Genomic DNA, 22,896 nt, shown 5'->3' with positions numbered 1-22,896 from the left:
ACGCTCAGAACCAGCGCTCCAGTACGACCGCCAGCCCGTCCTCGCCGTGGTGTGCCGTGACCTCGTCCGCGATCTCCAGCAGCGCGGGGTGCGCGTTGCCCATGGCCACCCCGTGCCCCGCCCAGCACAGCATCTCCAGGTCGTTGGGCATGTCCCCGAACGCCACGACCTCGTCGCGGTCGACGCCGAGCCGCTGTGCCACCTCGGCGAGCCCCGTGGCCTTCGTGACGCCGGGCACGGCCAGCTCCACGAGGCCGTTCGGGGTCGAGAACGTGGCGTCGGCGAGCCCGTCGATCAACGGTGCGAGCGCGGCGACCATCGCCTCGCTCGACAGCCCGGGGCAGCGCACCAGCAGCTTCACCGCGGGTTCGGACAGGACCTCCACCCGCGATGCGACGTGCAGCCTGCCGGGCCAGGCGTGCAGGTAGTCGGGTTCGGCGAGGAACGTCTCCCGCTCGTCGAACGCCCGCGTGGGCACCCGCTCCACCGCGACACCGGACAGCGGCAGCGCCTCCGCGGCCGCCGCAGCCAGCGTGGCCAGGGTGTCGACGTCCAGCGCCCGGGACCACACGACACGGTCCGTGACGCCGTCGTAGAGCACCGCGCCGTTCGCGCACACCGCGAGGCACTCGCGGCCGAGCTGCTCGGTGACCGGCGGGATCCACCGCGGCGGACGGCCCGTGACCAGCACGAACTCCGTTCCGGACGTCCGCAGCCGCTCGATCACCGCCACCGCCCGCGGTGGCACCCGATCGGCCGGGTCCAGCAGCGTGCCGTCCACGTCCGTGGCGACGAGCCGGGGGGCCTGCACGCCGTCCAGCGTAAGCGTGCGCCCGCGACCCCACGCGCGAACGGCCCGTTCGGGAAGACCTACCTCCCGTACGGGCCGTTCGCGCGGGTGAGTGGGGCCGGGTCCCCCGAGCTCAGGAGCGCAGGGAGGCGATCAGCGCCTTCGTGTTCTCCCGGCGGCCCCAGGCGACGATCGCGACGAGGACGCCGACCGTCAGCGGGATCACGACCAGGACGCCGCCGCCGACGGCGAGGGTGGCGATCACCGCGCCGATCATGAGGGCGACGAAGCAGGTGGCTGCCAGGCCCATCAGCCGCGGCACGAGCAGGCCGATCGCGCCCGCCAGCTCCAGCGCGCCGATGACGTACATGCCGACCGTCCCGAAGCCCATGGCCTCGAACCCGGCGACGTTCTGCGCATCCGCGGTGAGCTTGCCGAAGGCGGAGAACAGGTAGACGGCGGCGAGCAGTATCTGCAGCGTCCACAGGGCGACGTTCGCGGCGCGGCCGGTGGCGGGGGTGGCGGTGGCGGCGGTCATCGTGGGCTCCTCAGCGCGTGGCGGTGGGTTCGTGATGTGGACGAACCGCGGCGTGGGAACTCATCGGCCCTCGGCGGGCTTCTCGTCCGCCCGATTCAGCGGCGTCGCCGTCCTACAGCACGGCGACGGCCACCACGAGCCCCAACGCCACGTGCGCCGCCGCCACCACGAACGTCTCCGCCCGCACCCCTTCGGCGTGCAGTGCGGCACCGATGTCGATACCGGTGATCCACTCCATCAGGCGCACCCCGCCGACCTGCGCGAGGATCCCGACCAGGCCGAAGATCAGCGTCTGGAGCAGGCCCTCGACGAGCGAGCCGCTGGCGGCGTAGATCGCGACGACCACGATGAACGCCATGCTCACCATGCCCGCCGCGGTGACGATCACGGCGTTGGGCAGCCCCGCCTGCACAAGCCGGTAGAGCTTGCCGGGTGTGGTGATGTCGACGGCGTAGAAGCCGAGCAGCATGAGCAGCGTGCCGAGGACGGCGTAGAGCAGGATCGCGCCGACGCCTGCGCCGATGAACGGGAAGAAGTCGGGCGCGATCTGTGCGAGCGCGGGAACCACGGGGACCTCCGGGGGAGCGGGGATCAGCTGGGGATTCTGTGCGGGACGAACGCGGCACCGTCGTCGGTCACCAGGCCCGCGGTCTCCCGGATGCCGAGGCCCGCGGCGGTGTCTCCGACGATCCACGCGCCCAGGGCCGGACGGTAGCCGTCGAACTCGGGGAGCGGGTCGAAGAGCTGGTAGACGAAGCCCTCCTCGCCGTACACGCCACCCGTCTGGTGTTCCGAGCCGGGCGAGACGATCGAGATGTTGGCGCCTTCGCGGCCGAGGCGGGGCTTGCGGACGTACTCGGTGAGGATCCCCGGCTGGTCGAGGAACGCGGGCAGCAGGTTGGGGTGGCCGGGGTAGAGCTCCCACAGCACGGCCAGCAGCGCCTTGTTCGACAGCAGCGTCTTCCACAGCGGCTCGACCCACAGCGTGGCGGGCAGGCTGCGGACGACGTGGCGGCCGAACTCGTCGCCGAGCACCCACTCCCAGGGGTAGAGCTTGAAGACCGCGTTCATCGGCGCCTCCTCGAGGTCGACGAAGCGGTCCAGCTCGACGTCCCAGCCGACGTCCTCGATGGTCAGCCCGACGGTGTCCAGCCCGGCCTCGGCGGCCGTCTCCTGCAGATAGCCGACGGTGACGTGGTCCTCCCCGGTGGCCTCGCCACCGGACCAGGTGAAGTGCATCTCGGCGGACGGCAGCCGCTCGCGGATCTCGCCCCAGCGCGCGACGAGCGCCTCGTGCAGGGAGTTCCACTGGTCGTCGTCGGGGTGGGTGTCCTTCAGCCAGTACCACTGCAGGATCGACGCCTCGAGCAGCGTCGTGGGGGTGTCGGCGTTGTACTCCAGGAGCTTGGCCGGGCCGGAGCCGTCGTAGCGCAGGTCGAAGCGGCCGTAGACGTGCGGGTCGTGGCGGCGCCAGGAGGCGGCGACGGCCTCGTGGGCCCACTCGGGCAGGGCGAAATCGTGGAATCGTTCGGTGGTGACGACATGGTCGACCGCGGCCAGGCACATGGAGTGCAGCAGCTCCACGTCGGCCTCCAGTGCGAGGACCTCGTCCATCGAGAACGTGTAGTGCACCGACTCGTCCCAGTAAGGGCGCTCGACGCCGCCGATGCCGCGCCCGGGCGTGCCGAAGCACATGCCCTGGTCCGCCACCGTCTTCAGCCAGCCCGGCCGGGGCTCGCCCGTCTGTCTGCGCACGCGGGCCTCAGCTGCCGCTGCTGCTGCTGCCGGACTTGCTGCCGCCGCCGCTCACGCCGAGCCCGCCGCGCTTCACCGAGTCGCTTCCCGAGGAGCTGCTCGACGAGCCGCCCGAGTAGGAGTAGCTGCTCCCACCGGAGAGCGTCTTGCCCGACGTCCCGCTGGTGACCTTGGTGCTGGACTTCGGCACGCTCGTCGTGCCGCCGCTGACCGGCTGGCCCACCGTCCCGGAGCCGCCGTAGTTGTAGTGGTACTGCCTGCCGCCCGCGCCGATGAAGATCGGGACGAGGGCGCCGCCGTGGTACTGGTCGCCGGACGCGACCGGGGTGACGCAGTTGGCGTCGTCGACGACCACGTTGTTCTCGTCGACGCAGCGGGCCTCGACCTCGTCGTCGTCCGAGACGGCGTAGGCCAGCGCGATGACGGCGACGACGCCGACCGTCACGCCGGTGCCGATCAGGATCCGCCTGCGCTTGCGCTTGGTGTCCGCGGCCTGCGCGGCGGCGATCTGCTCCTCGATGGCCCGGCGGCGGGCCTGGTCGCGGGCGCGGCGCTCGGCGAGCGTGGGCTCGCGCGGGCGCGTGTGCTCGTCCTGGTGGCGGATGCGCCCGGGCCGCGCAGGGCCGGGCTCGTGGCCCGGCGGCGGCTGGTAGGCGGGGACGCCGCGCGGGTCCGTCGGCCCGTCGGGGGCGGGGGCGTGGGGCTGGTCCGGCGGTGTGCCGGGCCCGGTGGCCGGGTCCGGCGGCGTGCCCGGCCCGGGCGGCACGGACCGCCCGTCTCCTGCCGCACCGCGCTGGTCGTCCTGGGTCATCGTCGTCACCCCCGCGCGCACGGTACCTGCATGTGTCGGGCGCGCGTCACGCGACGCTCGCAGCACGGAACGGACCGATGGTCGTGTCCACGTGTCGCTGCGGGGCGCGCCCGCCGAAGGTCACGGCATGATGACGGTCGCCATGGACCGAACGCTCACCGCGCCCGCTCCCCCCGACGCGCGCTCCCCCGGTTTCCCGGCGTCCGACGGGCCGCATTCCGGCCGTGCCTCCCGGACGCCCGACCCGCTCGGCGGACCCGTGCGCCGCCTCGCGGCCGGGATCGCCATCGGTGCCGCCGCGATGCTGGGCGTCGCGGTGCTGGACTCCGTCGCCGACACCACCGTGCCCGTGTTGGGCTCCTTCGCCGCCCTGCCGGAGCGGGCGGGCGGACCGGCGTTCGTCGAGGTGCCACCGCCACCCGCCACCCCGGGCACGTGCCTGAACTGGACGCGCGGCGACGCCGCCGATGCCGAGGTGGTCGAGTGCGCCCGACCGCACCTGTTCGAGCAGGCCGGCAGCGTGTCGCTCACGGACCAGACGGTGCTGCCGGACGAGCGGGGATTCCGCCAGCTCGTCACCGAGCGGTGCACGCCCGTCGTGGTCACCTACCTCAGCGGCCGGTTCGACCCGGACGGCCGCTTCCGCGTCGGTGCCCTCAAGCCGTCCGCGGCGAAGTGGGCCGAAGGGGACCGGGAGCTGCGCTGCGGGCTGCAGAGCTCGTCGCGGTCCGGGGCGATGTTCACCACCACCGGCAAGGTCGCGGACAGCGACCAGGCGGCCGTCCAGGAGCCGGGCAGCTGCCTGGGCATCGACGGGCGCACGATCGGCGACCCGGTGTCGTGCGCGCTGCCGCACGCGGTGGAGACGGTCGGCGTCGTCGACCTCGGGCCGAAGTTCCCCGACGGGTACCCGAAGGTCGAGGACCAGGACGCGTTCCTGCAGCCCGAGTGCGCGCGGATCGCGGGGGAGTACGCGGGCGACCCGAACGCCATCGCCGCGAAGAAGCTCACCGTGTACTGGGACAACCTCGGCGAGGAGTCCTGGAAGGTCGGCACCCGGCGGGTGAACTGCAACCTGGCCGCTCTGCTGCCGGACCGGAGCGGGTTCGCGCCCGTCACGGGCTCGGTGCGGGACGCCAACACCGTCGTCAGCGACCAGCCCGCCCCACCCGCACCGGAGAGCACCGATCCCGCCCCCGTGGTGCCCACGAACCCGCCGCAGGACGGCGAACCCGAGGGCGAGCCGGCGCCGACGGCGCCCCCGTCCACGGCACCGCCGGGCGGGGTGCCCCCGGTGGACTCGGGCAACCCGGCGGACCCGGCCGTCCCGTTCCCGAGTGGGGAGAACATCCCCACGCTCCCGGCTCCGCCCGGGACCCCGACCGGGGAGACGTGACGGGGCTGGAGATGACCCGCCGCCGGTTCGAGGAGCTGGTCGCGGACGCCCTCGACACCATCCCGCCGGAGCTCACCGCGGCCATGGACAACGTCGTCGTCCTGGTGGAGGCTCGCCACCCGGAGGAGCCGGACCTGCTGGGACTGTACGAGGGCATCGCGCTCACCGAACGCACCTCGCAGTACGGCGGGGTGCTGCCGGACCGGATCACGATCTACCAGGACGCCCTGCTCGACATCTGCACGGACGCGGACGAGGTCGTCCACGAGGTGGCGGTCACGGTGGTACACGAGGTGGCCCACCACTTCGGGATCGACGAGGAGACGCTGCACCGGCTCGGCTGGGGCTGACCCGCGAGTTCCGCATTCCGCGTGGGCGAGTTCCGCATTCCGCGTGGGCGAGTTCCGCATCCTGCGGCGGCGAGTTCCGCATCCTGCGGCGGCGAGTTGCGCATCCCGCGTGGGCGAGTTGCGCATCCTGCGGCGGCGAGTTCCGCATCCTGCGGCGGCGAGTTGCGCATTTCGTCAGGCTGAGGTGCGGATCTCGTCAGGGCCGACATACGGGCTGTCACGCCGGCACACCGACCCGCGATGGTGGATCGCGCAACACGCGCTGATGAGATGCGCAACTCGCGGCCGGGGAACGCGCAACACGCGCTGATGAGATGCGCAACTCGCGGCGGCGGAACGCGCAACTCGCGGCCGCAGGATGCGGAACTCGCGGGTCAGGCGGGGGTGCCGCCCGCGGTGACGTCCCGGGGTCGCCGCGGCGCCGGGTCCCAGTGCTCCAGCTCCCAGCGCGGCCCGCCCGGCCGCAGGACGACGACGCCCGTGTTCGGCACGTACGACGTGAGCGCGGTGTCGCCGAGCAGGGCCGCCGCCGCCAGCCGGATCGCCGCCCCGTGGCTGACCAGCACCACGTCGCCCTCGGCGCCGTCCATGACCTTGTCGACCGCCGGCAGGAAGCGGGCCCGCAGCTCGGCCGCCGATTCCCCGCCCGGCATCCTGGCACCCAGGTCGCCGGTCCAGAACCGCTGGTAGACGACCTCGAACGCCTCCCGGGCCGGCCGGTCCTCGCGGCCTTCCAGGTCGCCGACGAACACCTCGTGGATGCCGTCGAGGAGCAGCACCCCGAGGTCGAGCGCGGCCGCGAGCGGGGCGGCGGTCTGCTGGGCGCGGATGGCGTGCGAGGCGTACACGGCACGGATCGGCGCGCCGCGCAACCGCGCCGCGAGCGCGTGCGCCTGGGCGTGGCCGGTCTCGTCGAGCGGTTCGCCGGGCGGGACGGAGTCCAGGGCGCCACGGACGTTGGCGTCGGTCCGGCCGTGGCGGATCAGGTACAGGCGAGAGGACGTCACGTCCCGCTAGTCAATCACGCCGTGCGCCCCGCGCGCAGTGCCACGAGCCACTCCTGAGCCGCCTCGAACGCGGCCGCGCCCGCCCCACCGACCGCGCCGGGTGCCGCGGCCGGGGTGCCGTTCGGGGTACCGGCGGTGCGCGGGTACGAGCCGAGGAACCGGAGGCGGTCGCAGCGGCGGTGCAGCGCGGCGAGCGCCTCGCCCATCGCCGGCTCGGCGACGTGGCCCGTGCAGTCCAGATGGAACCAGTACTCGGCGTGCCGGTCCTTGATCGGGCGGGACTCGATGCGCGTGAGGTCGATGCCCCGCACCGACAGCTCGGTGAGCAGGCTCAGCAGCGACCCGGGCCGGTTCTCGGTGGTGGCGACGAGCGTGGTGCGGTCCGTGCCCGTGGGCGGCGGCGGGACGTCGGGCGGCCCGAGGAGGACGAAGCGGGTGACCGCACCAGGGTTGTCCGCGACGTCGTCCACGACGATCTCCAGGCCGTGCAGCTGTGCGGCGAGCGGCGCGGCGATGGCGGCGTCGAACTCACCGCGCGCGACCTGCGCCGCCGCCTCGGCCGTCGACGTCGAGAGCAGGACGTCGGCCTGCGGCAGGTGGGTGGCGATCCAGCCGCGCGTCTGGGCGATGCCGTGGGGGTGCGACGCGACCGTGCGGATGTCGGCGAGCGCGGTGCCCGGCCGGGCCATCACCGCGAACCGGACGGCGACGAGTGCCTCGCGCCGGATCACCAGCGGCGGGTCGTCCACCAGGCCGTCGAGGACCGCGCCCACGGCGCCTTCCACGGAGTTCTCGATCGGTACGCAGCCGGCGTCCGCATTGCCCCCGCGCACGGCGGCGAGCACAGCGGGACTCCCGTTGCAGGGCAGGAACTCCGCATCCCGCGCCTCGGGCATCGACCGCAGCGCCTGCTCGGTGAACGTGGCGCGCGGCCCGAGGAAGGCAAGTCGCAGCACCCGGGCACCCTAGTCCCATGGCGGAGCTGACCCTGGTCCTGGTGGCGTTCGACGACGAGCTGGCCGCCGCGTGGCGCGAGGTGGCGGACCGGCCGGGGGTGGAGGTGTTCGCGGGTTCGGTCACGGAGGCGGACGTCGACGCGGTCGTGAGCCCGGCGAACTCGTGGGGGGTGATGGGCGGCGGGATCGACGCGGTGTACGCGCGCTGGTTCCCGGGGATCTCCGACCGCGTCCGCGCCGTCACGGGCGGGGACCTGCCGGTCGGGGCGGCGGTGATCGTGCCGACCGGCACCGTCCGCCCGGGGTGGCTGGTCAGCGCGCCGACGATGCGCAGGCCCGGCGAGACCCTGCACCCCGAGGGTGCGAACGCGGGGCTCGCCGCGCGAGCGGTGCTGCGGCTGTGGCGCGAGGGCGTGCTGCCCGACGGCACCGCGGTCCGGGAGGCGGTGCGGTCGATCGCGCTGCCCGGGCTGGGTACGGGTGTCGGCGGGCTGCACCCGCGGGTGTGCGCGAGCCACGTCGCCGCGGCGTGGGACGAGCACGTGGGAGCCCCGCCGCCCGGCGCTACCAGCCCCGGTTCATAGGCCACGACGACGAGCGGGCCCACCGGCTGACACATGCCCGGTGGTGCTCGCACACCCCGTCTGCGGTGTGTGCGAGCGCGTCGGGGTGTGCGCGAGCCCGCGAGGCCTCCGGGCTCAGAGCAGCCCGAGCCCGGCCAGCTGGGTGCCCGGGACGGGCTCGGGGTCCGCACCGCAGCGCGACAGCAGCCCGCGCACCCGGTGCGCCGCCTTCTCCGGCAACGCCGCGACCTCCCGGACCAGCGTCGCGGAGTCCGCCGCGTCCAGTGCCCCGCGGACGTCGCCGCCGCTCAGCGCCCGCGCGACCGCCGCCAGGAGGTTGACGATCCCGTGCGGTGGCCGGCTGGCATCCGTGGCGGGCGGCCGGACGGCCTGGGCGAGGCCGCGCGCGGTGAAGCCGCTGTTGGTCTCGACCATCATCAGCACGAACGACTCGACCTCGGCGGCGGACGGCACGTCCGACGGGCGGGGGCCGCCACAGCGCAGCTTGGGCGCGCAGCCGTGGTCCGCGACGCGGCGGACGGCGGCGAGCCAGGCGTCGGTGCCGTCGGGCTCCTGCGGCCGGCGCGGCTCGACGACGGCGACGACGTCCTCGGGCACGAACTCCGACACCCGCTCCAGCCAGACGGCGTCCACGTCCGGCGGGGCAGCGGTCTCGATCGTGCGGGGGGTGACGATCGCGGAGCGGGAGAACACCGTGGAGAGGGCCTTGGGGACGGCGCCGAGCCCCGTGTCGACGACGAGGGAGATGTCGACGGGGCGTTCCGGTTGTGCCCGGGCGAGCGCGGCGACCAGCTCGGGCAGCCGGGAGACCGGGCAGAGGAGCTGGCCGACCAGCTCGCCGCGCGGGCCGGATCGGTTCCGGAGATATCGGGCGACGACGGTGTCCACGGCCGGGGCGGAGCTGCGCGGGCGCAGGAGGCTCGGGTCGTCCACGAGATGGGAGAAGAGCGGGGGCACGGTCACCGGGCCGTTCCCCGTCGCGTGCTCTGCCGCCACGCTTCAGACGGTAACGGTTGGCCTTCCGACGGCATCCACCGGGCGTCTTGCCAATCCAGGCAACCCAAAGCTAACTTAGCCTTGCCTAAGAGGAGGTGCCCGATGGGAAGCACGCGCCTGCGTCGCCCGCCCGCCCCGACGCACGCCGAACGCGCCCGCAGTGCCGTCGCCCGCGGCGGCCCGGCCGCGCTCGTCGGCACCGGGTGCCCCATCGCCCGCCCGAGGGTGCAGCACGTTCGCGCCGACGGTTCCGCCGTGCTCGTCCTCGACGACACCGAACCCGTCCTGCGGGACGTGCGTGGCGCCGGGCCCGCAGGCCTCGCCGCCATGCTGGAGATCGCCGATCCCGCACCGGTCGACCTGCGCGAACCCGTCCGCGGCCTCGTGTGGATCACCGGCTGGCTGCACGAGCCGGACCCGGCGTCCGCGCGGCGCCTCGCCGTCCACGTCGCGGACATCCGGCCGGACCCCGCCCTGCTCGACGTCGGTCGCGACGCCACCCTGCTCAAGCTCGTGCCGGGCTCCGTCGTGCTCGCCGACGCCGAGGGCAGCGCCGCGCTCACCCCCGTCGAGCTCGCCGCGGCGCGCCCGGACCCGTTCTTCCGCGCCGAGGCGCACTGGCTCTCCCACCTCGAGCAGGCGCATCCGGAGGTGCTCCTGTCGCTCACCCGGCACCTGCCACCGACGCTGCGCGACCACCCGGAAGCCCGCGTCCGTCCGCTCGGGGTGGACCGCTGCGGCCTGCGGCTGCGCATCGAGACCCCGAACCGCGACCACGACGTCCGGCTGGCCTGGCAGCAGGAGGCTCGCACACCGGAGGACCTTCGCGTCCAGCTCGGGCTCCTGGTCAACCTCAGCTGCGCGGCGGCCACCGTTCGTTCGACGACCCCGCCAGGGATCAGCGGCTGTGATCCAGACGGCCCTGCACCTCGCGGGTGACCTTCCGCTCAGCGACGAACGACGCCGCCGGCACCGTGCCGGCGAGCAGCACCAGCACCGCCTTCGCCGGCTTCCAGCGCATCCGCTCGGCCAGGAGCAGCACGGCCACGATGTAGCCCATGTAGAGGAAGCCGTGTGCGGGCCCGATCGCCGCCACCAGGCTGGGGTCGCCGAAGACGTATTTCAGCACCATGCCGGCGGTCAGGCCGAGCAGGACCACGCCCGTGACCCACGCGAGGATGCGGAACGCCAGCAGCCGCCCGCGGGTCCCGGCCTCGACGATCTCCGTGGCGGCGTCGGCCCCTGGTTGCTGGCTCACGTCGCCGAGGCTACCCGGACGGCCGTGGCGACCCGCTCAGCCCGTCCAGTACGACGTCCACCGCCCTGGCGAGGACCCGTTCGTCTGCCGGCAGTGCGTCCTGCGCCTGCGCGAGCCCGCGCAGCAGCAGGTAGACCTCGTCCACGCCGACGTCGGGGCGCACGCCGCCCTGCGCCTGGGCGCGGTGCAACAGGCCCGCCACGCCGTCCCGCAGTGCCGCCGAGGCGGTCGCGGCGGCCTCCGGGAGGCCGGCACCGTCCGCGAGCAGGTGGCGGAAGAGCGAGAGCTTCGCCGGACCGGTGCGGGCCATCTCGCGCAGCAGGGCGTGCAGCGCCGTGGTCGCGTCGGCGGTCCCGGCGAGGTCCGCCGCGACCGCGGCCAGCTCCTGCAGGTGGGCGACCAGGGTGGCCGCGACGAGGTCGCGCTTGGTCGGGAAGTGCCGGAACACCGTCCCGATCCCGACGCCGGCGCGGCGGGCCACCTCCTCGGTCGAGGCGCCCGTCCCCCGCTCGGAGAAGACCTCCTCGGCCGCCGCGAGGACCCTGCGCCGGTTGAGGGCCGCGTCGGCGCGCATTCCACCTCCTGGAAACGGAGTGGCAGCTCCGCTAATATCCGGAGTCACCACTCCGTTAGTCTACCGGGAGCACCCATGACCCCCACCGCGGTCGCCAGGGCCCTGATCGACGGCGTGTGCCGCCTCGTGTCCGGCGACGGCACTCGGCTCGAACAGCTCGTCGCGCTCTACGCCGAGCCCACGCTCGTGCTGCACCCGATGAGCCCACAGCCCATCCCACCGCTGCGCAGCCGCGACGAGCTGCGCGACCACTTCCGCGAGGGCCCGCCCGGGCGGGCGCCGACCGGTTCGACGCCGTCGACGTCACCGTCCACGAGACCGCGGACCCGGAGGTCGTCGTCGCCGAGTTCCGCTACCGCCACCAGCGCGGCGCCGCCGTCCACCACATCCCGTGCGTCTTCGTGCTCCGCGTGCGCGACGGGCTGATCGTCGAGTCCCACGACTACGCCGATCACGTCGCCATGGCCCGCGCCGCGGGCCGCCTCGACCGGCTGCAGGCCGTGCTCAGCGGCTGAGCCGGCGCGCCTGTGCCCGTTCGATCGCCGCGTCCTGCTCCGCGATGGCCGCGAGCAGCCGGTTGTACTCGGCCATCTCCGGGTCCTCCTCGTCCGTGACCGAGGTGGCCTTCACGGGCGAGCGCCGAAACGGTGACGGATCCTCTGGCCGCGGCGGCGCTTCGGGTGCTGCCTGCGCGGGGGGCACGGCCGCCCGCTGCGGCAGCGCGCGGATCTCCATCCGCAGGAACCGCCACCACATCACACCGAAGAAGATCGCGAAGATCGGCCACTGGATGCCGTAGCCGACGTTCAGCGCGCTGCCCATGGCCGAGCCCGCGCGATGCCACTGCCACGCCGACAGGAATCCGCAGGTGATCATCGCGCCGAGCGTGAGGACGTGCCAGACCAGCCAGCGAGGGGAGAACACCAGCCGCAGCACGCCGTCCAGGGTAGCCGCCGCGATACCCGATAGCGTCGGTGCGTGATGGACGGTCCCCGTGCCTGGCTGCGCCCCCCGCCGTCCCCGATCGCTCCGGTCACCGATCCCCGCGAGCGGCGCGTGCTCCGGCTGGAGATCCTCGTCGTCCTCGCCGTGACGCTCGGGCTCTCCGCGCTGCGCAGCGGGCTGAGCCTGCTGGACGCGCTGCTGCAGCCCGTCCCGCTCGCCGAGCAGCAGGTGGCGCTCAACGCACCCGCAGCGCAGGTCGGGCTGGTCGACCTGGCCTACCAGCTCACGCGGGTCCTCCAGCTCGTCGGCTGGGGTGTGCTCGGGGCGTACCTGCTGGTACGGGGCGGCATCGCGCTGCGCCGCGTCGGCCTGGACGCCACCCGCCCCGGGCGGGACGCACTGGGCGCGGCGGGACTCGCCGCGCTCATCGGCATCCCGGGCCTCGGCCTGTACTTCGTGGCCCGCGCCCTCGGCGTGAGCCTGCAGATCGCACCGTCCACGCTCACGGAGACGTGGTGGACGCTGCCCGTCCTGATCCTCTCCGCGCTCGCGAACTCGTGGGCCGAGGAGGTGGTGATGGTGGCGTTCCTGATCACGCGGCTGCGCCAGCTGGGCTGGTCGGAGAACCACTCGCTGCTCGCCCAGTCCCTGCTGCGCGGGTCCTACCACCTCTACCAGGGACTGGGCGGCTTCGTCGGGAACATCGTGATGGGCCTGGTGTTCGGCCGGGTCTGGCAGCGGACGAACCGGTTGTGGGTGCTGGTCGGCGCCCACGGTCTGATCGACATCGTGGCGTTCACCGGCTACGCGCTGCTCGCGGGCCGCGTCTCCTGGCTCTCGTAGGAGCCGCGCCGCGCCGGCGTCACATGTCGAGGATCTGGTAGCGCATCCGCTGCATCATGTTCTCCGCCGCCGCGTCCACCCCGGTGCCGGAGAACAGCTCGTCGATCCGCCCCGGGATGTCCTCGGGGTCCCACCGCCTGCCACCGTTGGTGATCTCGGCGACCGACGTGAACGGCTGGAAGATCTCGATCGAGTCGCCCTGGACGCCGAACACCTTGCCGCTGATGTGCGCCGAGGCGTCCGAGCAGAGGAACGCGACGAGCGGGGCGATGTTCTCCGGGGCGAAGAAGTCGAACTCGCCACGCTCGATCGCGGCCTCGCGCCTGGCCTTGAACTCCGCCGGCATGAGGTCGTAGGTCATGCGGGTCATCGCGGTGGGGACGATGGCGTTGGACGTGATCCCGGCGCGGGCGCCCTCCATGGCGAGGATGGTGGAGAAGGCGGCGATCCCCGCCTTGGCGGCGCCGTAGTTGGCCTGGCCGAAGTTGCCCAGCAGCCCCGAGGTGGACGACGTGTGCACGACGTGGCCTGGCCGCTGCTGCTCCCGCCAGTAGCGGACGGCGGCACGGGTGGGCAGGAAGTGGCCGCGCAGGTGCACGCGCACGACCGCGTCCCAGTCGTCGGCGTCGAGCTTCGCAATGGTGCGGTCGCGCAGGATGCCCGCGTTGTTGACCAGCGCGTCCAGGCCGCCGAACTCCGCGACGGCCGTCTGCACGAGGGTGTCCGCGACCGCCTCGTCCGCGACGTCGCCCGAGACCGCGACGGCGCGCCCGCCGAGCTCGTCGATCTCCTTGACCACGGTGTCGCCCGCGTCCTGGTCGAACTCGGCGACCACGACCGCGGCACCCTGCGTCGCGCATTCGAGCGCTTCACCCCGGCCGATGCCCCGACCGGCGCCGGTGACGATGACGACCTTGCCATCGAGAAGTCCCATGGTCGGGACTATATGACCGGTCGGTAACTTCTCCGCGCCCCCTGTGGTCAAGGGCACGCGTACAGGTCGGCGGGCCGGACGGCGAGCACGCCGTCGCACGCCTCGACCCCCGCGCCGCCCGCGCAGACGAGCCGAGCGTCGCGCACGTCGTAGCCGCGCTCGCCGAGCACGGCGCGGGCGCGGTGCAGCCGGGCGGCGTCGGTGGCACCGAGCGGGCGGGTCAGGGAGGTGACGCCGAGGGCGAGGATGCGCGGCGGCTCCGCCGGGACCGCCGGGGCGAGGACGGCGAGGTCGACCGGGATCGCCCCGTCGCGCGTGTCGGCGACGACGCCCGCGCCGACGTGCCCGACCTGGCCGCTCACCAGCGCGGGTGCGTGTTCCCGGCACAGCTGCGCGAAGTGCGCGGCGACGTGGCCTGCGAACCGGGCGTGCGCGTCCTTCCACACCTCGGCGGCGCGCCCGCATTCGAGCTGTGCCCAGCGCGGCCGCATGACCACGTGGTGGAAGGCGACGAGCGGATCGGTGACGCGGTAGCTGGTGCGGCCCGCGCGGAAGACGTCCGGCTCGCGGCGCAGCAGGCCCGCGTCCTCCAGGAGGTTGAGGTGGTGGCCGATGTCGGCGGAGCGGCGGCCGACGTGGTCGGCGATGGCGCCCCGGACGCCGGTGCCTGCGGCCACGGCGGCGAGCAGGGAGTGGTAGAGCGCCGGGTCGCGGACGTCGGCCGCCGCCGTGAGGTAGCGGGCCTCGCGGAACAGCGCGCCCGTGGGCTCCAGGACGGTGCGCTGCACCCACGCGTCGAAGTCGGCGGCGTCCGCGGGGGAGTCGGCGCAGGCGAAGCGGTGGTAGGCGACGGTGCCGCCGACGACGGCGTGCACGTCGACGGCGAGGAGGGGATCGTGGTCGACGTTCCACAGCCGGGCGGCCGCGCGGTGGTCCAGGGGGCGGACGGTGAGGTCGAGCGCGACGCGGCCGCGCAGCGGCCCGGTGCGCAGCGCCGCGATGACCGGGGGGACCGAGGAGCTGAGCAGCAGCGCGGGATCGCCGCTCGCCCCGTCGAGTTCCGTGGCGAGGATCCCGGCGAGGTCCGGGACGATCCGCAGCAGGTGGGGCACGTCGTCGAGGACGACCGGACGCCCGCTGCGCGCGGCGAGCCCGACGAGCCGCGAGAGGAACCCCGCCCACCCGCTGGGCTCGGCGACGGGCTCGCCGGTCCAGGCGCCGACCTCGTCGGCGAGCAGCCGCAACGCCTCGGTGCCGGTGGCCTGGGGCACGGTGAGGTGCAGGCCGCCGGTCGCGCGGGCGAGCGCTTCGAGCAGCAGCGTCTTGCCCTGCCGGCGCCGGCCGGCGACGAGCCCGACACGCGGCCCGGAGCCGGCGGCGAAGGCGGCGAGGTCTCGCCACTCGGCGTCACGACCCGTGAGCCGCAGGGGCTTGCGCAACACGGGGGTGTGGGTACGGAACACGCTTCCCTCGACGGGCACGGTTGCGGAGCGTGCTTCGATCACCGGTCCGGGATCCGCGAAGCACACTCCGGTGCGGATCAGCGCAGGGTGACCTGCTTGCCGGACAGGGCGTCGCGGGCCCGCCGTTCGGCGTCCGTCAGCGGGGCGTCGGCGCCGAGGGCGGCGTTCAGCCGCGCCGCGAACGCCGCCGCGGGGCCCGCCCACTCCTTCGGGTGCAGGTCGCGGTCGACGTCCCACACGGGCACGAGCAGGCCGTGCGCCCGGAACGCGCCGGCGTAGCGGGTGTCCTCGCCGAGGCCGAGCTCGCCGCGCGCGTGCAGCCGGGCCAGGGCGGCGAGCAGCCGCTCCTCGGGTTCCGGACGCACCCAGCGCAGGTGCGCCTTGGTGCCGGTGTCCACCCAGTAGGCGGCGCGGACCCCGTCGGCCGTGATCGGCTCGGTGGGGACGATCGCGGAGTTGGCCCGCTCCAGCGTCGCCGACACCTCGGCGGACGGTTCGGCTTCGGCGGACCACCAGCTGAAGTCGGCGTGCAGCGTGAGATCGAGCTCGGCGTCCGCGTCGAGGACGTCCTGCAGGCGGGTGGGGTCCGCCGCCAGGCCGGGGCCGACGACGGGCAGCGCGGCGCCGGGTTCGGCGGCGAGCCCCCAGGTGAGGGCGCGGGCGAGATCGGACGACAGGTCGCCGGAGCGGGTCTGGACCTGCATCCCGAGCAGGATCTCCCCGTCCGGGCGCACGAGGGCGGCCGAGGCGCCGGGCAACACCGTCGCCAACGTGACGGTGCGCCCGCCCGCGTCCCGCAGCGGCAGCGGCGCGGTGGCGGACGGGAGGAACTCGCGCATCGCCACGAGGTCGCACTCGGCCGCGAGGCCCGCGAACGGCCGGGTGACGATGACGTCGTCGCCCGCCCCGTGGCAGGCCTTGTAGCGCCTGCCCGAGCCGCAGGGACAGGGACGGCGGGGATTGTCGCCCGCGGTCGTGGCGCGGGTCCGTGTCTTCTTCGCCATGGCGGGGACGACCGTATCCGGACCCTCAGCGGCGCCGGGACGTGGGCCGGGGACGGGGGTCGGCCTGCTCGGTGGGGCGCGGTCCGGGTGTCGGCCGAGGACGCGGGGAGTCGGCGGGGTCCGCGTGCTCGGTCGGGCGTGGCGCGGGGGTGGGCCGCGGGCGGTGCGCGGCGTGCTGCGCCGTCCCGTTGCCCGTCCGGCTGACGACGAGCTTCGCGGCGGCGCGCCGCTCGGCGTAGTCCTCGGCCGCGTGACGGCGCCTGCGCGGCTCGGCGAACGCCGACGCGGGCCGCTCGACGGCGACGCCACCGGTGAGGGCGCGGACCTCCATCTCGGCGAACCGCCGGTCGGCGTCCTCCCGTCGCCCGCCGAGGATGGTGCCGATCACGCCGAGCAGGAACGACACCGGGATGGCGACGAGGCCGGGGTTGGCGAGCGGGAAGTACGCGAAGTCCAGGTCGGGGAACATCGCCTTCGGGTTCCCGGACACCCCCGGCCCGACGAGGATCAGGCCGACGCACACCGTGATGCCGCCGTAGATGCTGCACAGTGCCCCGGCGGTGTTGAACCGCCTCCAGAACAGCGAGTACAGGATCGTCGGCAGGTTGGCCGACGCGGCCACGGCGAAGGCGAGCACGACCAGCAGCGCGACGTTCTGGCCGTTGGCGGCGATGGCTCCGAGGATGCCGAGGACGCCGATCCCGACCGCGGTGAGCCGGGCGACGCGCACCTCGGCCTCGGGGGTCGCCCGCCCCTTCTTGACGATGTTCGCGTACACGTCGTGGGCGAACGACGCGGATGCGGTGATCGTGAGCCCGGCGACGACGGCGAGGATGGTCGCGAACGCCACTGCGGACACGATCCCGAGCAGCAGCTCGCCGCCGAGCTTGTAGGCCAGGAGCGGCGCGGCGGAGTTCGAGGATCCGGGGGAGCCGGCGATCGTCTCGGCGCCGACCAGCGCGACGGCGCCGTAGCCGACGATGATCAGCATCAGGTAGAAGATCCCGATCAGCCAGATCGCCCACTGCACCGAGCGGCGCGCCTCGCGGGCGTCGGGCACCGTGTAGAAGCGCATGAGGATGTGCGGAAGGGCCGCCGTGCCGAGGACGAGCGCGAGGCAGAGGGAGACGAAGTCGAGCTTGGTCAGCGTGCTCGCGCCGTACTGCAGGCCGGGAGCGAGCAGCCGCTCGCCTGCCTTCGGGCTCCCCTCGACCGCCGCGCCGAGCAGCGCGGAGATGCCGAACCCGAAGCGCCCGATCACCCACGCGGCGAGCACACCAGTGCCGACCAGCAGCAGGGCCGCCTTGATGATCTGCACCCACGTGGTGCCCTTCATGCCGCCCACGAGCACGTAGAGGATCATCAACCCGCCGGCCGCGGCGATCACCAGGCTCTGCCCCAGCCGGTTCGAGTTGGGGATGTGCAGGAGCAGCGCGATGAGCCCGCCCGCCCCGACGAGCTGGGTGAGCATGTAGATCACGGACACGACGAGGGTGGAGATCGCGGCGGCGGCCCGCACCGGGCGCCGGCGCATCCGGAACGCCAGCACGTCGCCCATCGTGAACCTGCCGGTGTTGCGCATGAGCTCCGCGACGAGCAGCTGCGCCACCAGCCAGGCCACGAGGGCACCGACGGAGAACAGGAACCCGTCGTAGCCGAAGAGCGCGATCGCCCCGGCGACGCCGAGGAACGACGCCGCGGACAGGTAGTCCCCGGCGAGCGCGACCCCGTTCTGCGGACCCGTGAAGGCCTGACCTGCGGTGTAGTAGTCGGCGGTGGTCCGGTTCGAACGGCCCGCCCGGAACACGACGATCAGTGTCAGGGCGATGAAGGCCCCGAACACGGCCATGTTGACGACGGGACTGCCGATCGGATCGGCTCCAGACTGCGCGAGCAGCAGCACGCTGGTCCTCCTCGGTGCACGATGCGCGTGTGGCCCGATCCGGGCCGTTCGCACGTTCGGGCTAACGACGGCATCCGTTCGAAGGTCACGCCGTCGAGAGGAGTTCGCCGGTGTTCGATCCCGCCGACCCTGCGTTCCTCGCGGATCCGTATCCGGTGTTCGCGCTGCTCAGGGCCCGCTCACCGGTGCACGACCACCCAGGGCTCGAGATGCCCGTCGCCGTGTCGCACGCCGCGTGCGCCGAGGTGCTGCGCTCGCGCGACCTCGGCCGGATCTGGGTCGACGCGCAGCCGCCCGCGGACTTCCCGGCCTTCAACCTGCTGCACCGCAACTCGCTCCTGGAGCGCGAGGGGCCGTCCCACGCGCGGCTGCGGGCGCTCGTCGCCGGGGTCTTCGGCCGCGGGCACACCGCCCGGCTCGCCCCGGCCGTCCGCGATCTCGCCGACGGCCTCGTGGGGGACATGTGCGCCGCGATCGAGCGGCACGGTCAGGCGGACGTCATGGAGGGGCTCGCCGCGCCGCTGCCGATCGCGGTGATCGCCGAGCTGCTCGCCGTCCCCGAACCGGAACGCTCGCTCCTGCGCGGCTGGTCGACGGCGATCGTCGCGATGTACGAGCCCGATCCCGGTGAGGCCCGGCGCGCAGCCGCGGAGCGGGCGTCCGCCGGGTTCGTCACGGCGCTGCGCGAGCTCGCCGCGCTGCGCGCGCGCCGCCCCGGCGCCGACCTCGTCTCGGACCTGTTGTCGGCGGGCATCGACCCGGACGAGCTGGTGGGTACCGCGGCCCTGCTGCTCATGGCCGGGCACGAGGCCACCGTCAACGTGATCGGCAACGGGGTGCTCGCGCTGCTGCATCACCCGCGGCAGTGGGCGGCGCTGGTGGCGGGGGCGGCGCTGGAACCCGCCGTCGAGGAGCTCGTCCGCTACGACCCGCCGCTGCAGCTCTTCGAGCGCACCGCGGTGCGCGACACCGCCGTCGCGGGCCACCCGGTGCCGGAGGGGACGAGGATCGCGGCCCTGCTCGGCGCGGCGGCGCGCGACCCGGCGGTGTTCGACTCGCCCGACTCGCTCGACCTCGCCCGCCACCCCAACCCGCACCTCGGCTTCGGGATGGGGGTGCACTACTGCCTCGGCGCCCCGCTCGCCCGGCTCGAGGTGGCGGCGGCGCTCGACGCGCTGCGGCGGCGGCTGCCCGGACTGCGCAGACCGGACGGCCCGGCGGGGGAGCCGGTGCGACGCCCCGATCTCGTCATGCGGGGACTGCGGGAGCTTCCGGTGGCGGGGTAGCGGGCGGCGTGACGTCGCGGCCACCCACCGGTGCCGGGTCGCAGGTCGAGTCCCGTGTCGTGTCCGGTGCCGAGCCGGTCGCCGATCGGCTGCCGAGCGCCACCACGATCTCCCGTGGCCGCACCCGGACGGGCCCCACCAGCCGGGTGAACCGGGTGACGAGCACGGCCGTCACCGCCGCCGTGGCCGCGGCGAGCAGGTCCAGCAGCGCGTGCAGCACCACGCCGTCCGCCTGCGCCTGGACGCCCTCGCGCAGCGACCACAGCAGGACGACCGTCGCGAACACCACCCCGCCCGCCCACAGCAGCCACCACAGCAGCACGAGCCGTGACGGCCGGGGCCGCTCGCCCACCGGGCGGCGCAGCGCCGCGTGCTCGGTCTCCGCGAGCACCGAGCCGGGGACGGCGAGGTTGAGACCGGGGACCAGCCAGCCCGCGACGATCATCCGCGTCGTGCGCGCGGGGCGGACCCCGGCGATCGCCGCGGCGGCGGGCGCGGCCCGAACCGTCCAGAGCACCAGCAGGAGGCCCGCGAGCGCGCCGAGCGTCGGGGCGAGCGCGCCTGCGGCCGCGACGAGCGCGTCCGATGCGGTGACGACCTCTGCCGAGAGCGCCCCCTCGCGGCTCGCGAGCAGGAGCCCGTAGCGCCACGCCTCGGCGAACGCGGCCGTGACGGCGACGGCGGCGGTGGCCCACAGCATCGGCACGAGTACGACCGCGAGGGCGGCGACCCCGTGTTCGGGGTCCGGGCGCGGCGGACCGCCCGCGCCGGGGGGTCGCCACGGTAACGGCGGGAACCCCCAGCGCTGCGGCACCGGGTACCGGGGCGGGCCGGTGTAGCGCGGGCGCGGCGGCTCCGGCGGGCGCTGCGTGGACGGCGGCGGCTCCGCCACCCAGCGCAGCACGGACAGCTGCGCCCCGCAATGGGAGCAGAACGGCCCGGCGGGTGGGGGCGAGCTGTACCCGCAGCGCGCGCAGGTCACGGGGCAGCGCTAGACGATCTGCGGCGCGGCGGCGCCCTCGGCGGCGAGCGCGCGGCCGGAATCGGCCCAGGCCCGCATACCGCCGTCGACGTTGACGGCGGGGACGCCCTGCTGTCCGAGGTACGCGACGACCCGCGCGGAGCGGGCCCCGGAGCGGCAGATGACGTAGAGCGGGTCCTGGGGCGGGACCTCGGCGATGCGCGCGACGAGCTCGGACATCGGGAGGTGCTGCGCGGTGGGGGCGTGACCTGCGTTCCACTCGTCGATCTCGCGGATGTCGAGCAGGAAGGCGTCGGCGGGCAGGTCCGCGACGGCGACGGACGGGACGGAACTCATGGCCGGCATCCTGTCACGCCCGGCATCAGGCGTCCGTCAGCTTCGCGAACGAGCGGCACGTTCGTCCAACTCAGCTGGACGAACGCGCCGCTCGTTGCGCAGCGATCAGTGCACGATCGCCTTCTCCGAGCCGGCGCCGGTGAGCGACCGGACCTCCATCTCGGCGAACTTCGCGCTGTCGACCGGACGCCGCGCGCCGATGTAGGTGCCGATGACGCCCAGCAGGAACGACGCCGGGATCGACACGAGGCCCGGGTTCTCCAGCGGGAACCAGTGGAAGTCCACGCCCTGGATCATCGACGTGCTACGCCCGGTGGCCGGGTTGACCGGCTTGCCGGACACCGCGGGCGAGAAGACGATCAGGACGACGCAGATCGCGAGCCCACCGTAGATGCTCCAGAGTGCGCCGGTGGTGTTGAACCGCTTCCAGAACAGCGAATAGAGGATCGTCGGCAGGTTCGCCGAGGCCGCGACCGCGAACGCGAGTGCGACGAGGAAGGCGATGTTCTGGCCGTTGGCGAGGATGCCGCCCGCGATCGCGACGATGCCGATGACGACGGCGGTGATCCGCGCGACCCGCACCTCGGCGTCCGGCTCGACCGTGCCGCTGCGCAGGACGTTGGCGTACACGTCGTGGGCGAACGACGCGGAGGCCGTGATCGTGAGCCCGGCGACGACGGCGAGGATCGTCGCGAACGCGACCGCCGAGATGAGGCCGAGCAGCAGCTCCCCGCCGAGCTCGAAGGCGAGCAGCGGGGCGGCCGAGTTCTGCCCGCCCGGTGCGGCGCTGATCGCCGCTGGCCCGACGAGCGCGGTGGCCCCGTAGCCCAGCACGAGCGTGAACAGGTAGAACAGGCCGATCAGCCAGATCGCCCACACCACCGAGCGGCGCGCCTCCTTGGACGTCGGCACGGTGTAGAAGCGCATGAGGATGTGCGGCAGGCCCGCCGTGCCGAGCACCAGGGCGAGGGCCAGCGAGATGAAGTCGATCTTGTTCGTGTACTGCAGGCCGGGCGCGAGGATCGCCTCGCCCTTCGGGCTCTGCGCCACTGCCTGGCCGAGCAGGGCCGAGAGGTTGAAGCCGAACTTGCCCAGCACCCAGAACGTCATCACGGCGGCGCCGACGATCAGCAGCACGGCCTTGATGATCTGCACGTAGGTGGTGCCCTTCATCCCACCGACGAGCACGTAGACGATCATCAGCGCACCGACGATCGCGATCACGACGCTCTGGCCGAGGCGGTTGGAGTTCGGGATCTGCAGCAGCAGCGCGATCAGGCCGCCCGCGCCCGCCATCTGCGCGAGCAGGTAGAAGAACGACACCACGAGGGTCGACGTGGCCGCGGCCGCGCGGACCGGGCGCTGGCGCATGCGGAACGCCAGCACGTCGCCCATGGTGAACTTGCCGGTGTTGCGCAGCAGCTCAGCGACCAGCAGCAGCGCGACGAGCCAGGCGACGAGGAAGCCGATCGAGTAGAGGAAGCCGTCGTAGCCGTTGATGGCGATGGCACCCGCGATCCCGAGGAACGACGCGGCGGACAGGTAGTCGCCTGCGATGGCGACCCCGTTCTGGGGGCCGGTGAAGGCGCGCCCCGCGGCGTAGTAGTCCGACGCGGTCTTGTTGGTGCGGCTGGCCCGGTAGACGAAATACAGTGTGACCAGCACGAACGCGGCGAAGATGCCGATGTTGAGCGTGGGGTTGCCGATCGCGGTGGTAGGGGCCTGGGCGAGCGGGAGCATCAGATCTCCGCCTCGATCCGCTCTCGCAGCCGCTCAGCGGCCGGGTCGAGGTGGTTGTTCGCGTAGCGCACGTAGAGCGTCGTGATGAGGAAGGTCGTGACGAACTGGAGCAGCCCGACCACCAGCCCCACGTTGACGTTGCCCCACAGCTTGATCGCCATGAAGGACGGCGCGAAGGACGCCAGCAGCACGTAGGCGAGGTACCAGATCAGAAAGGCCGCGCTCATCGGGAACACGAACCTGCGCAGCCGCGAGCGCAGGTCGGCGAACTCCTCGCTCGCCTGGACCTCTTCGTAGATGGTTGCCGTCGATCGCTCGCCCGTGGTGCTCATCGCGCGTCCACTCTCCCTTCGGGTGTGACCGGTCGGGTGACCAACGAGGCGCACCACCAAACGGTGACTGGAGCGACGGGTGGTACTTCGTCCGTGAGCGGCGGGATCCCTCG

Annotated in this window: 26 protein-coding genes; 6 read left to right on the top strand and 20 right to left on the bottom strand. The window is 73.8% G+C overall.

The window, feature by feature from the left end:
- Positions 1-4 precede the first annotated feature (4 nt).
- The 5 genes from AB7J25_RS00380 to AB7J25_RS00360 form a co-directional block, all read right to left on the bottom strand.
- Entirely contained in the window at positions 5-811 is an 807-nt protein-coding gene (locus AB7J25_RS00380) for an HAD family hydrolase (protein ID WP_428503710.1), read from the bottom strand.
- Between the two features lie 112 nt (positions 812-923).
- The gene (locus tag AB7J25_RS00375) at positions 924-1,328 is read right to left on the bottom strand and encodes a DoxX family protein (protein ID WP_428503708.1); all 405 of its coding nucleotides are present in this window, start codon (positions 1,326-1,328) and stop codon (positions 924-926) included.
- Positions 1,329-1,440: 112 nt separating this feature from the next.
- On the bottom strand, positions 1,441-1,896 hold the full coding sequence (locus AB7J25_RS00370) for a DUF350 domain-containing protein (RefSeq protein ID WP_428503706.1): 456 nt from the start codon (positions 1,894-1,896) through the stop codon (positions 1,441-1,443).
- A 23-nt stretch (positions 1,897-1,919) separates the two neighbouring features.
- The gene (locus tag AB7J25_RS00365) at positions 1,920-3,083 is read right to left on the bottom strand and encodes a glutathionylspermidine synthase family protein (RefSeq protein WP_428503704.1); all 1,164 of its coding nucleotides are present in this window, start codon (positions 3,081-3,083) and stop codon (positions 1,920-1,922) included.
- 7 nt (positions 3,084-3,090) lie between these two features.
- Positions 3,091-3,894 carry a hypothetical protein gene (locus AB7J25_RS00360; protein WP_428503882.1) on the bottom strand — a complete coding sequence of 268 codons (804 nt, stop codon included), beginning with the start codon at positions 3,892-3,894 and terminating at the stop codon, positions 3,091-3,093.
- A gap of 127 nt (positions 3,895-4,021) precedes the next feature.
- On the opposite strand from AB7J25_RS00360, the gene AB7J25_RS00355 reads away from it, so the two are divergent.
- On the top strand, positions 4,022-5,290 hold the full coding sequence (locus AB7J25_RS00355) for a septum formation family protein (RefSeq protein ID WP_428503702.1): 1,269 nt from the start codon (positions 4,022-4,024) through the stop codon (positions 5,288-5,290).
- 11 nt (positions 5,291-5,301) lie between these two features.
- A complete protein-coding gene (locus AB7J25_RS00350; RefSeq protein WP_428503880.1) occupies positions 5,302-5,640 on the top strand; it encodes a metallopeptidase family protein in 339 nt (112 codons plus the stop codon).
- A gap of 374 nt (positions 5,641-6,014) precedes the next feature.
- Here the strand turns inward: AB7J25_RS00350 and AB7J25_RS00345 are convergent, their stop codons facing one another.
- Both AB7J25_RS00345 and pheA read right to left on the bottom strand, forming a co-directional pair.
- On the bottom strand, positions 6,015-6,647 hold the full coding sequence (locus AB7J25_RS00345) for a histidine phosphatase family protein (RefSeq protein ID WP_428503700.1): 633 nt from the start codon (positions 6,645-6,647) through the stop codon (positions 6,015-6,017).
- 14 nt (positions 6,648-6,661) lie between these two features.
- A complete protein-coding gene (gene pheA / locus AB7J25_RS00340) occupies positions 6,662-7,603 on the bottom strand; it encodes a prephenate dehydratase (protein ID WP_428503698.1) in 942 nt (313 codons plus the stop codon).
- Positions 7,604-7,620: 17 nt separating this feature from the next.
- On the opposite strand from pheA, the gene AB7J25_RS00335 reads away from it, so the two are divergent.
- The gene (locus tag AB7J25_RS00335; RefSeq protein WP_428503696.1) at positions 7,621-8,187 is read left to right on the top strand and encodes a macro domain-containing protein; all 567 of its coding nucleotides are present in this window, start codon (positions 7,621-7,623) and stop codon (positions 8,185-8,187) included.
- Positions 8,188-8,301: 114 nt separating this feature from the next.
- On the opposite strand, the gene AB7J25_RS00330 is transcribed toward AB7J25_RS00335, so the two are convergent.
- The gene (locus AB7J25_RS00330) at positions 8,302-9,183 is read right to left on the bottom strand and encodes a hypothetical protein (protein ID WP_428503694.1); all 882 of its coding nucleotides are present in this window, start codon (positions 9,181-9,183) and stop codon (positions 8,302-8,304) included.
- 102 nt (positions 9,184-9,285) lie between these two features.
- Here AB7J25_RS00330 and AB7J25_RS00325 point away from each other — a divergent pair, with 102 nt between their 5' ends.
- Positions 9,286-10,122 (top strand): DUF2470 domain-containing protein, encoded by an 837-nt coding sequence (locus AB7J25_RS00325; RefSeq protein ID WP_428503692.1) that lies wholly within the window; start codon positions 9,286-9,288, stop codon positions 10,120-10,122.
- On the opposite strand, the gene AB7J25_RS00320 is transcribed toward AB7J25_RS00325, so the two are convergent.
- From AB7J25_RS00320 to AB7J25_RS00305, 4 genes are all read right to left on the bottom strand, one after another.
- Positions 10,082-10,441, bottom strand: coding sequence for a DUF3817 domain-containing protein (locus AB7J25_RS00320; RefSeq protein WP_428503690.1), 360 nt, complete (start codon positions 10,439-10,441; stop codon positions 10,082-10,084). The two genes, AB7J25_RS00325 and AB7J25_RS00320, sit on opposite strands and share 41 nt — an antisense overlap.
- 10 nt (positions 10,442-10,451) lie before the next feature.
- Positions 10,452-11,015, bottom strand: a complete 564-nt coding sequence (locus AB7J25_RS00315; protein ID WP_428503688.1) for a TetR/AcrR family transcriptional regulator — start codon at positions 11,013-11,015, stop codon at positions 10,452-10,454.
- A 167-nt stretch (positions 11,016-11,182) separates the two neighbouring features.
- Positions 11,183-11,398, bottom strand: coding sequence for a hypothetical protein (locus tag AB7J25_RS00310; RefSeq protein ID WP_428503686.1), 216 nt, complete (start codon positions 11,396-11,398; stop codon positions 11,183-11,185).
- Between the two features lie 121 nt (positions 11,399-11,519).
- Positions 11,520-11,951, bottom strand: coding sequence for a hypothetical protein (locus AB7J25_RS00305; RefSeq protein WP_428503684.1), 432 nt, complete (start codon positions 11,949-11,951; stop codon positions 11,520-11,522).
- Positions 11,952-11,996: 45 nt separating this feature from the next.
- On the opposite strand from AB7J25_RS00305, the gene AB7J25_RS00300 reads away from it, so the two are divergent.
- Complete coding sequence (locus tag AB7J25_RS00300) at positions 11,997-12,803, top strand: CPBP family intramembrane glutamic endopeptidase (RefSeq protein ID WP_428503682.1); 807 nt, start codon at positions 11,997-11,999, stop codon at positions 12,801-12,803.
- A 19-nt stretch (positions 12,804-12,822) separates the two neighbouring features.
- On the opposite strand, the gene AB7J25_RS00295 is transcribed toward AB7J25_RS00300, so the two are convergent.
- Genes AB7J25_RS00295 through AB7J25_RS00280 form a run of 4 tightly spaced genes read right to left on the bottom strand, consistent with a single transcriptional unit; the run spans position 12,823 to position 18,053 of the window.
- Positions 12,823-13,737, bottom strand: a complete 915-nt coding sequence (locus AB7J25_RS00295; RefSeq protein WP_428503680.1) for an SDR family NAD(P)-dependent oxidoreductase — start codon at positions 13,735-13,737, stop codon at positions 12,823-12,825.
- A 47-nt stretch (positions 13,738-13,784) separates the two neighbouring features.
- The gene (locus tag AB7J25_RS00290; protein ID WP_428503678.1) at positions 13,785-15,218 is read right to left on the bottom strand and encodes an AAA family ATPase; all 1,434 of its coding nucleotides are present in this window, start codon (positions 15,216-15,218) and stop codon (positions 13,785-13,787) included.
- 59 nt (positions 15,219-15,277) lie between these two features.
- Positions 15,278-16,204 (bottom strand): DUF5926 family protein, encoded by a 927-nt coding sequence (locus AB7J25_RS00285; RefSeq protein WP_428503676.1) that lies wholly within the window; start codon positions 16,202-16,204, stop codon positions 15,278-15,280.
- Between the two features lie 25 nt (positions 16,205-16,229).
- Positions 16,230-18,053, bottom strand: a complete 1,824-nt coding sequence (locus AB7J25_RS00280; RefSeq protein WP_428503878.1) for a solute symporter family protein — start codon at positions 18,051-18,053, stop codon at positions 16,230-16,232.
- A gap of 164 nt (positions 18,054-18,217) precedes the next feature.
- Between AB7J25_RS00280 and AB7J25_RS00275 the strand changes: the two genes are divergently transcribed.
- Positions 18,218-19,393 (top strand): cytochrome P450, encoded by a 1,176-nt coding sequence (locus tag AB7J25_RS00275; RefSeq protein ID WP_428503674.1) that lies wholly within the window; start codon positions 18,218-18,220, stop codon positions 19,391-19,393.
- Here the strand turns inward: AB7J25_RS00275 and AB7J25_RS00270 are convergent.
- The 4 genes from AB7J25_RS00270 to AB7J25_RS00255 form a co-directional block, all read right to left on the bottom strand.
- Positions 19,356-20,375 (bottom strand): DUF4328 domain-containing protein, encoded by a 1,020-nt coding sequence (locus tag AB7J25_RS00270; RefSeq protein ID WP_428503672.1) that lies wholly within the window; start codon positions 20,373-20,375, stop codon positions 19,356-19,358. The two genes, AB7J25_RS00275 and AB7J25_RS00270, sit on opposite strands and share 38 nt — an antisense overlap.
- A 9-nt stretch (positions 20,376-20,384) precedes the next feature.
- The gene (locus tag AB7J25_RS00265) at positions 20,385-20,711 is read right to left on the bottom strand and encodes a rhodanese-like domain-containing protein (protein WP_428503670.1); all 327 of its coding nucleotides are present in this window, start codon (positions 20,709-20,711) and stop codon (positions 20,385-20,387) included.
- Positions 20,712-20,816: 105 nt separating this feature from the next.
- Positions 20,817-22,451, bottom strand: a complete 1,635-nt coding sequence (locus AB7J25_RS00260; RefSeq protein WP_428503668.1) for a solute symporter family protein — start codon at positions 22,449-22,451, stop codon at positions 20,817-20,819.
- Positions 22,451-22,783 (bottom strand): DUF485 domain-containing protein, encoded by a 333-nt coding sequence (locus AB7J25_RS00255; protein ID WP_428503666.1) that lies wholly within the window; start codon positions 22,781-22,783, stop codon positions 22,451-22,453. The genes AB7J25_RS00260 and AB7J25_RS00255 overlap by 1 nt, the downstream gene beginning before the upstream one ends.
- Positions 22,784-22,896 lie beyond the last annotated feature (113 nt).

Origin of the sequence: Pseudonocardia sp. (assembly GCF_050246655.1) — a bacterium.
GTDB lineage: Bacteria > Actinomycetota > Actinomycetes > Mycobacteriales > Pseudonocardiaceae > Pseudonocardia.
This window is presented reverse-complemented; position numbering and strand designations above follow the sequence as displayed.

Bases quoted from the DNA above. Each gene is read 5' to 3' on its own strand.
- AB7J25_RS00375 (WP_428503708.1), bottom strand. From the start codon at position 1,328: ATGACCGCCGCCACCGCCACCCCCGCCACCGGCCGCGCCGCGAACGTC.
- AB7J25_RS00360 (WP_428503882.1), bottom strand. From the start codon at position 3,894: ATGACCCAGGACGACCAGCGCGGTGCGGCAGGAGACGGGCGGTCCGTG.
- AB7J25_RS00355 (WP_428503702.1), top strand. From the start codon at position 4,022: ATGATGACGGTCGCCATGGACCGAACGCTCACCGCGCCCGCTCCCCCC.
- AB7J25_RS00350 (WP_428503880.1), top strand. From the start codon at position 5,302: ATGACCCGCCGCCGGTTCGAGGAGCTGGTCGCGGACGCCCTCGACACC.
- AB7J25_RS00335 (WP_428503696.1), top strand. From the start codon at position 7,621: ATGGCGGAGCTGACCCTGGTCCTGGTGGCGTTCGACGACGAGCTGGCC.
- AB7J25_RS00325 (WP_428503692.1), top strand. From the start codon at position 9,286: ATGGGAAGCACGCGCCTGCGTCGCCCGCCCGCCCCGACGCACGCCGAA.
- AB7J25_RS00315 (WP_428503688.1), bottom strand. From the start codon at position 11,015: ATGCGCGCCGACGCGGCCCTCAACCGGCGCAGGGTCCTCGCGGCGGCC.
- AB7J25_RS00300 (WP_428503682.1), top strand. From the start codon at position 11,997: ATGGACGGTCCCCGTGCCTGGCTGCGCCCCCCGCCGTCCCCGATCGCT.
- AB7J25_RS00295 (WP_428503680.1), bottom strand. From the start codon at position 13,737: ATGGGACTTCTCGATGGCAAGGTCGTCATCGTCACCGGCGCCGGTCGG.
- AB7J25_RS00285 (WP_428503676.1), bottom strand. From the start codon at position 16,204: ATGGCGAAGAAGACACGGACCCGCGCCACGACCGCGGGCGACAATCCC.
- AB7J25_RS00280 (WP_428503878.1), bottom strand. From the start codon at position 18,053: ATGGCCGTGTTCGGGGCCTTCATCGCCCTGACACTGATCGTCGTGTTC.
- AB7J25_RS00265 (WP_428503670.1), bottom strand. From the start codon at position 20,711: ATGAGTTCCGTCCCGTCCGTCGCCGTCGCGGACCTGCCCGCCGACGCC.
- AB7J25_RS00260 (WP_428503668.1), bottom strand. From the start codon at position 22,451: ATGCTCCCGCTCGCCCAGGCCCCTACCACCGCGATCGGCAACCCCACG.
- AB7J25_RS00255 (WP_428503666.1), bottom strand. From the start codon at position 22,783: ATGAGCACCACGGGCGAGCGATCGACGGCAACCATCTACGAAGAGGTC.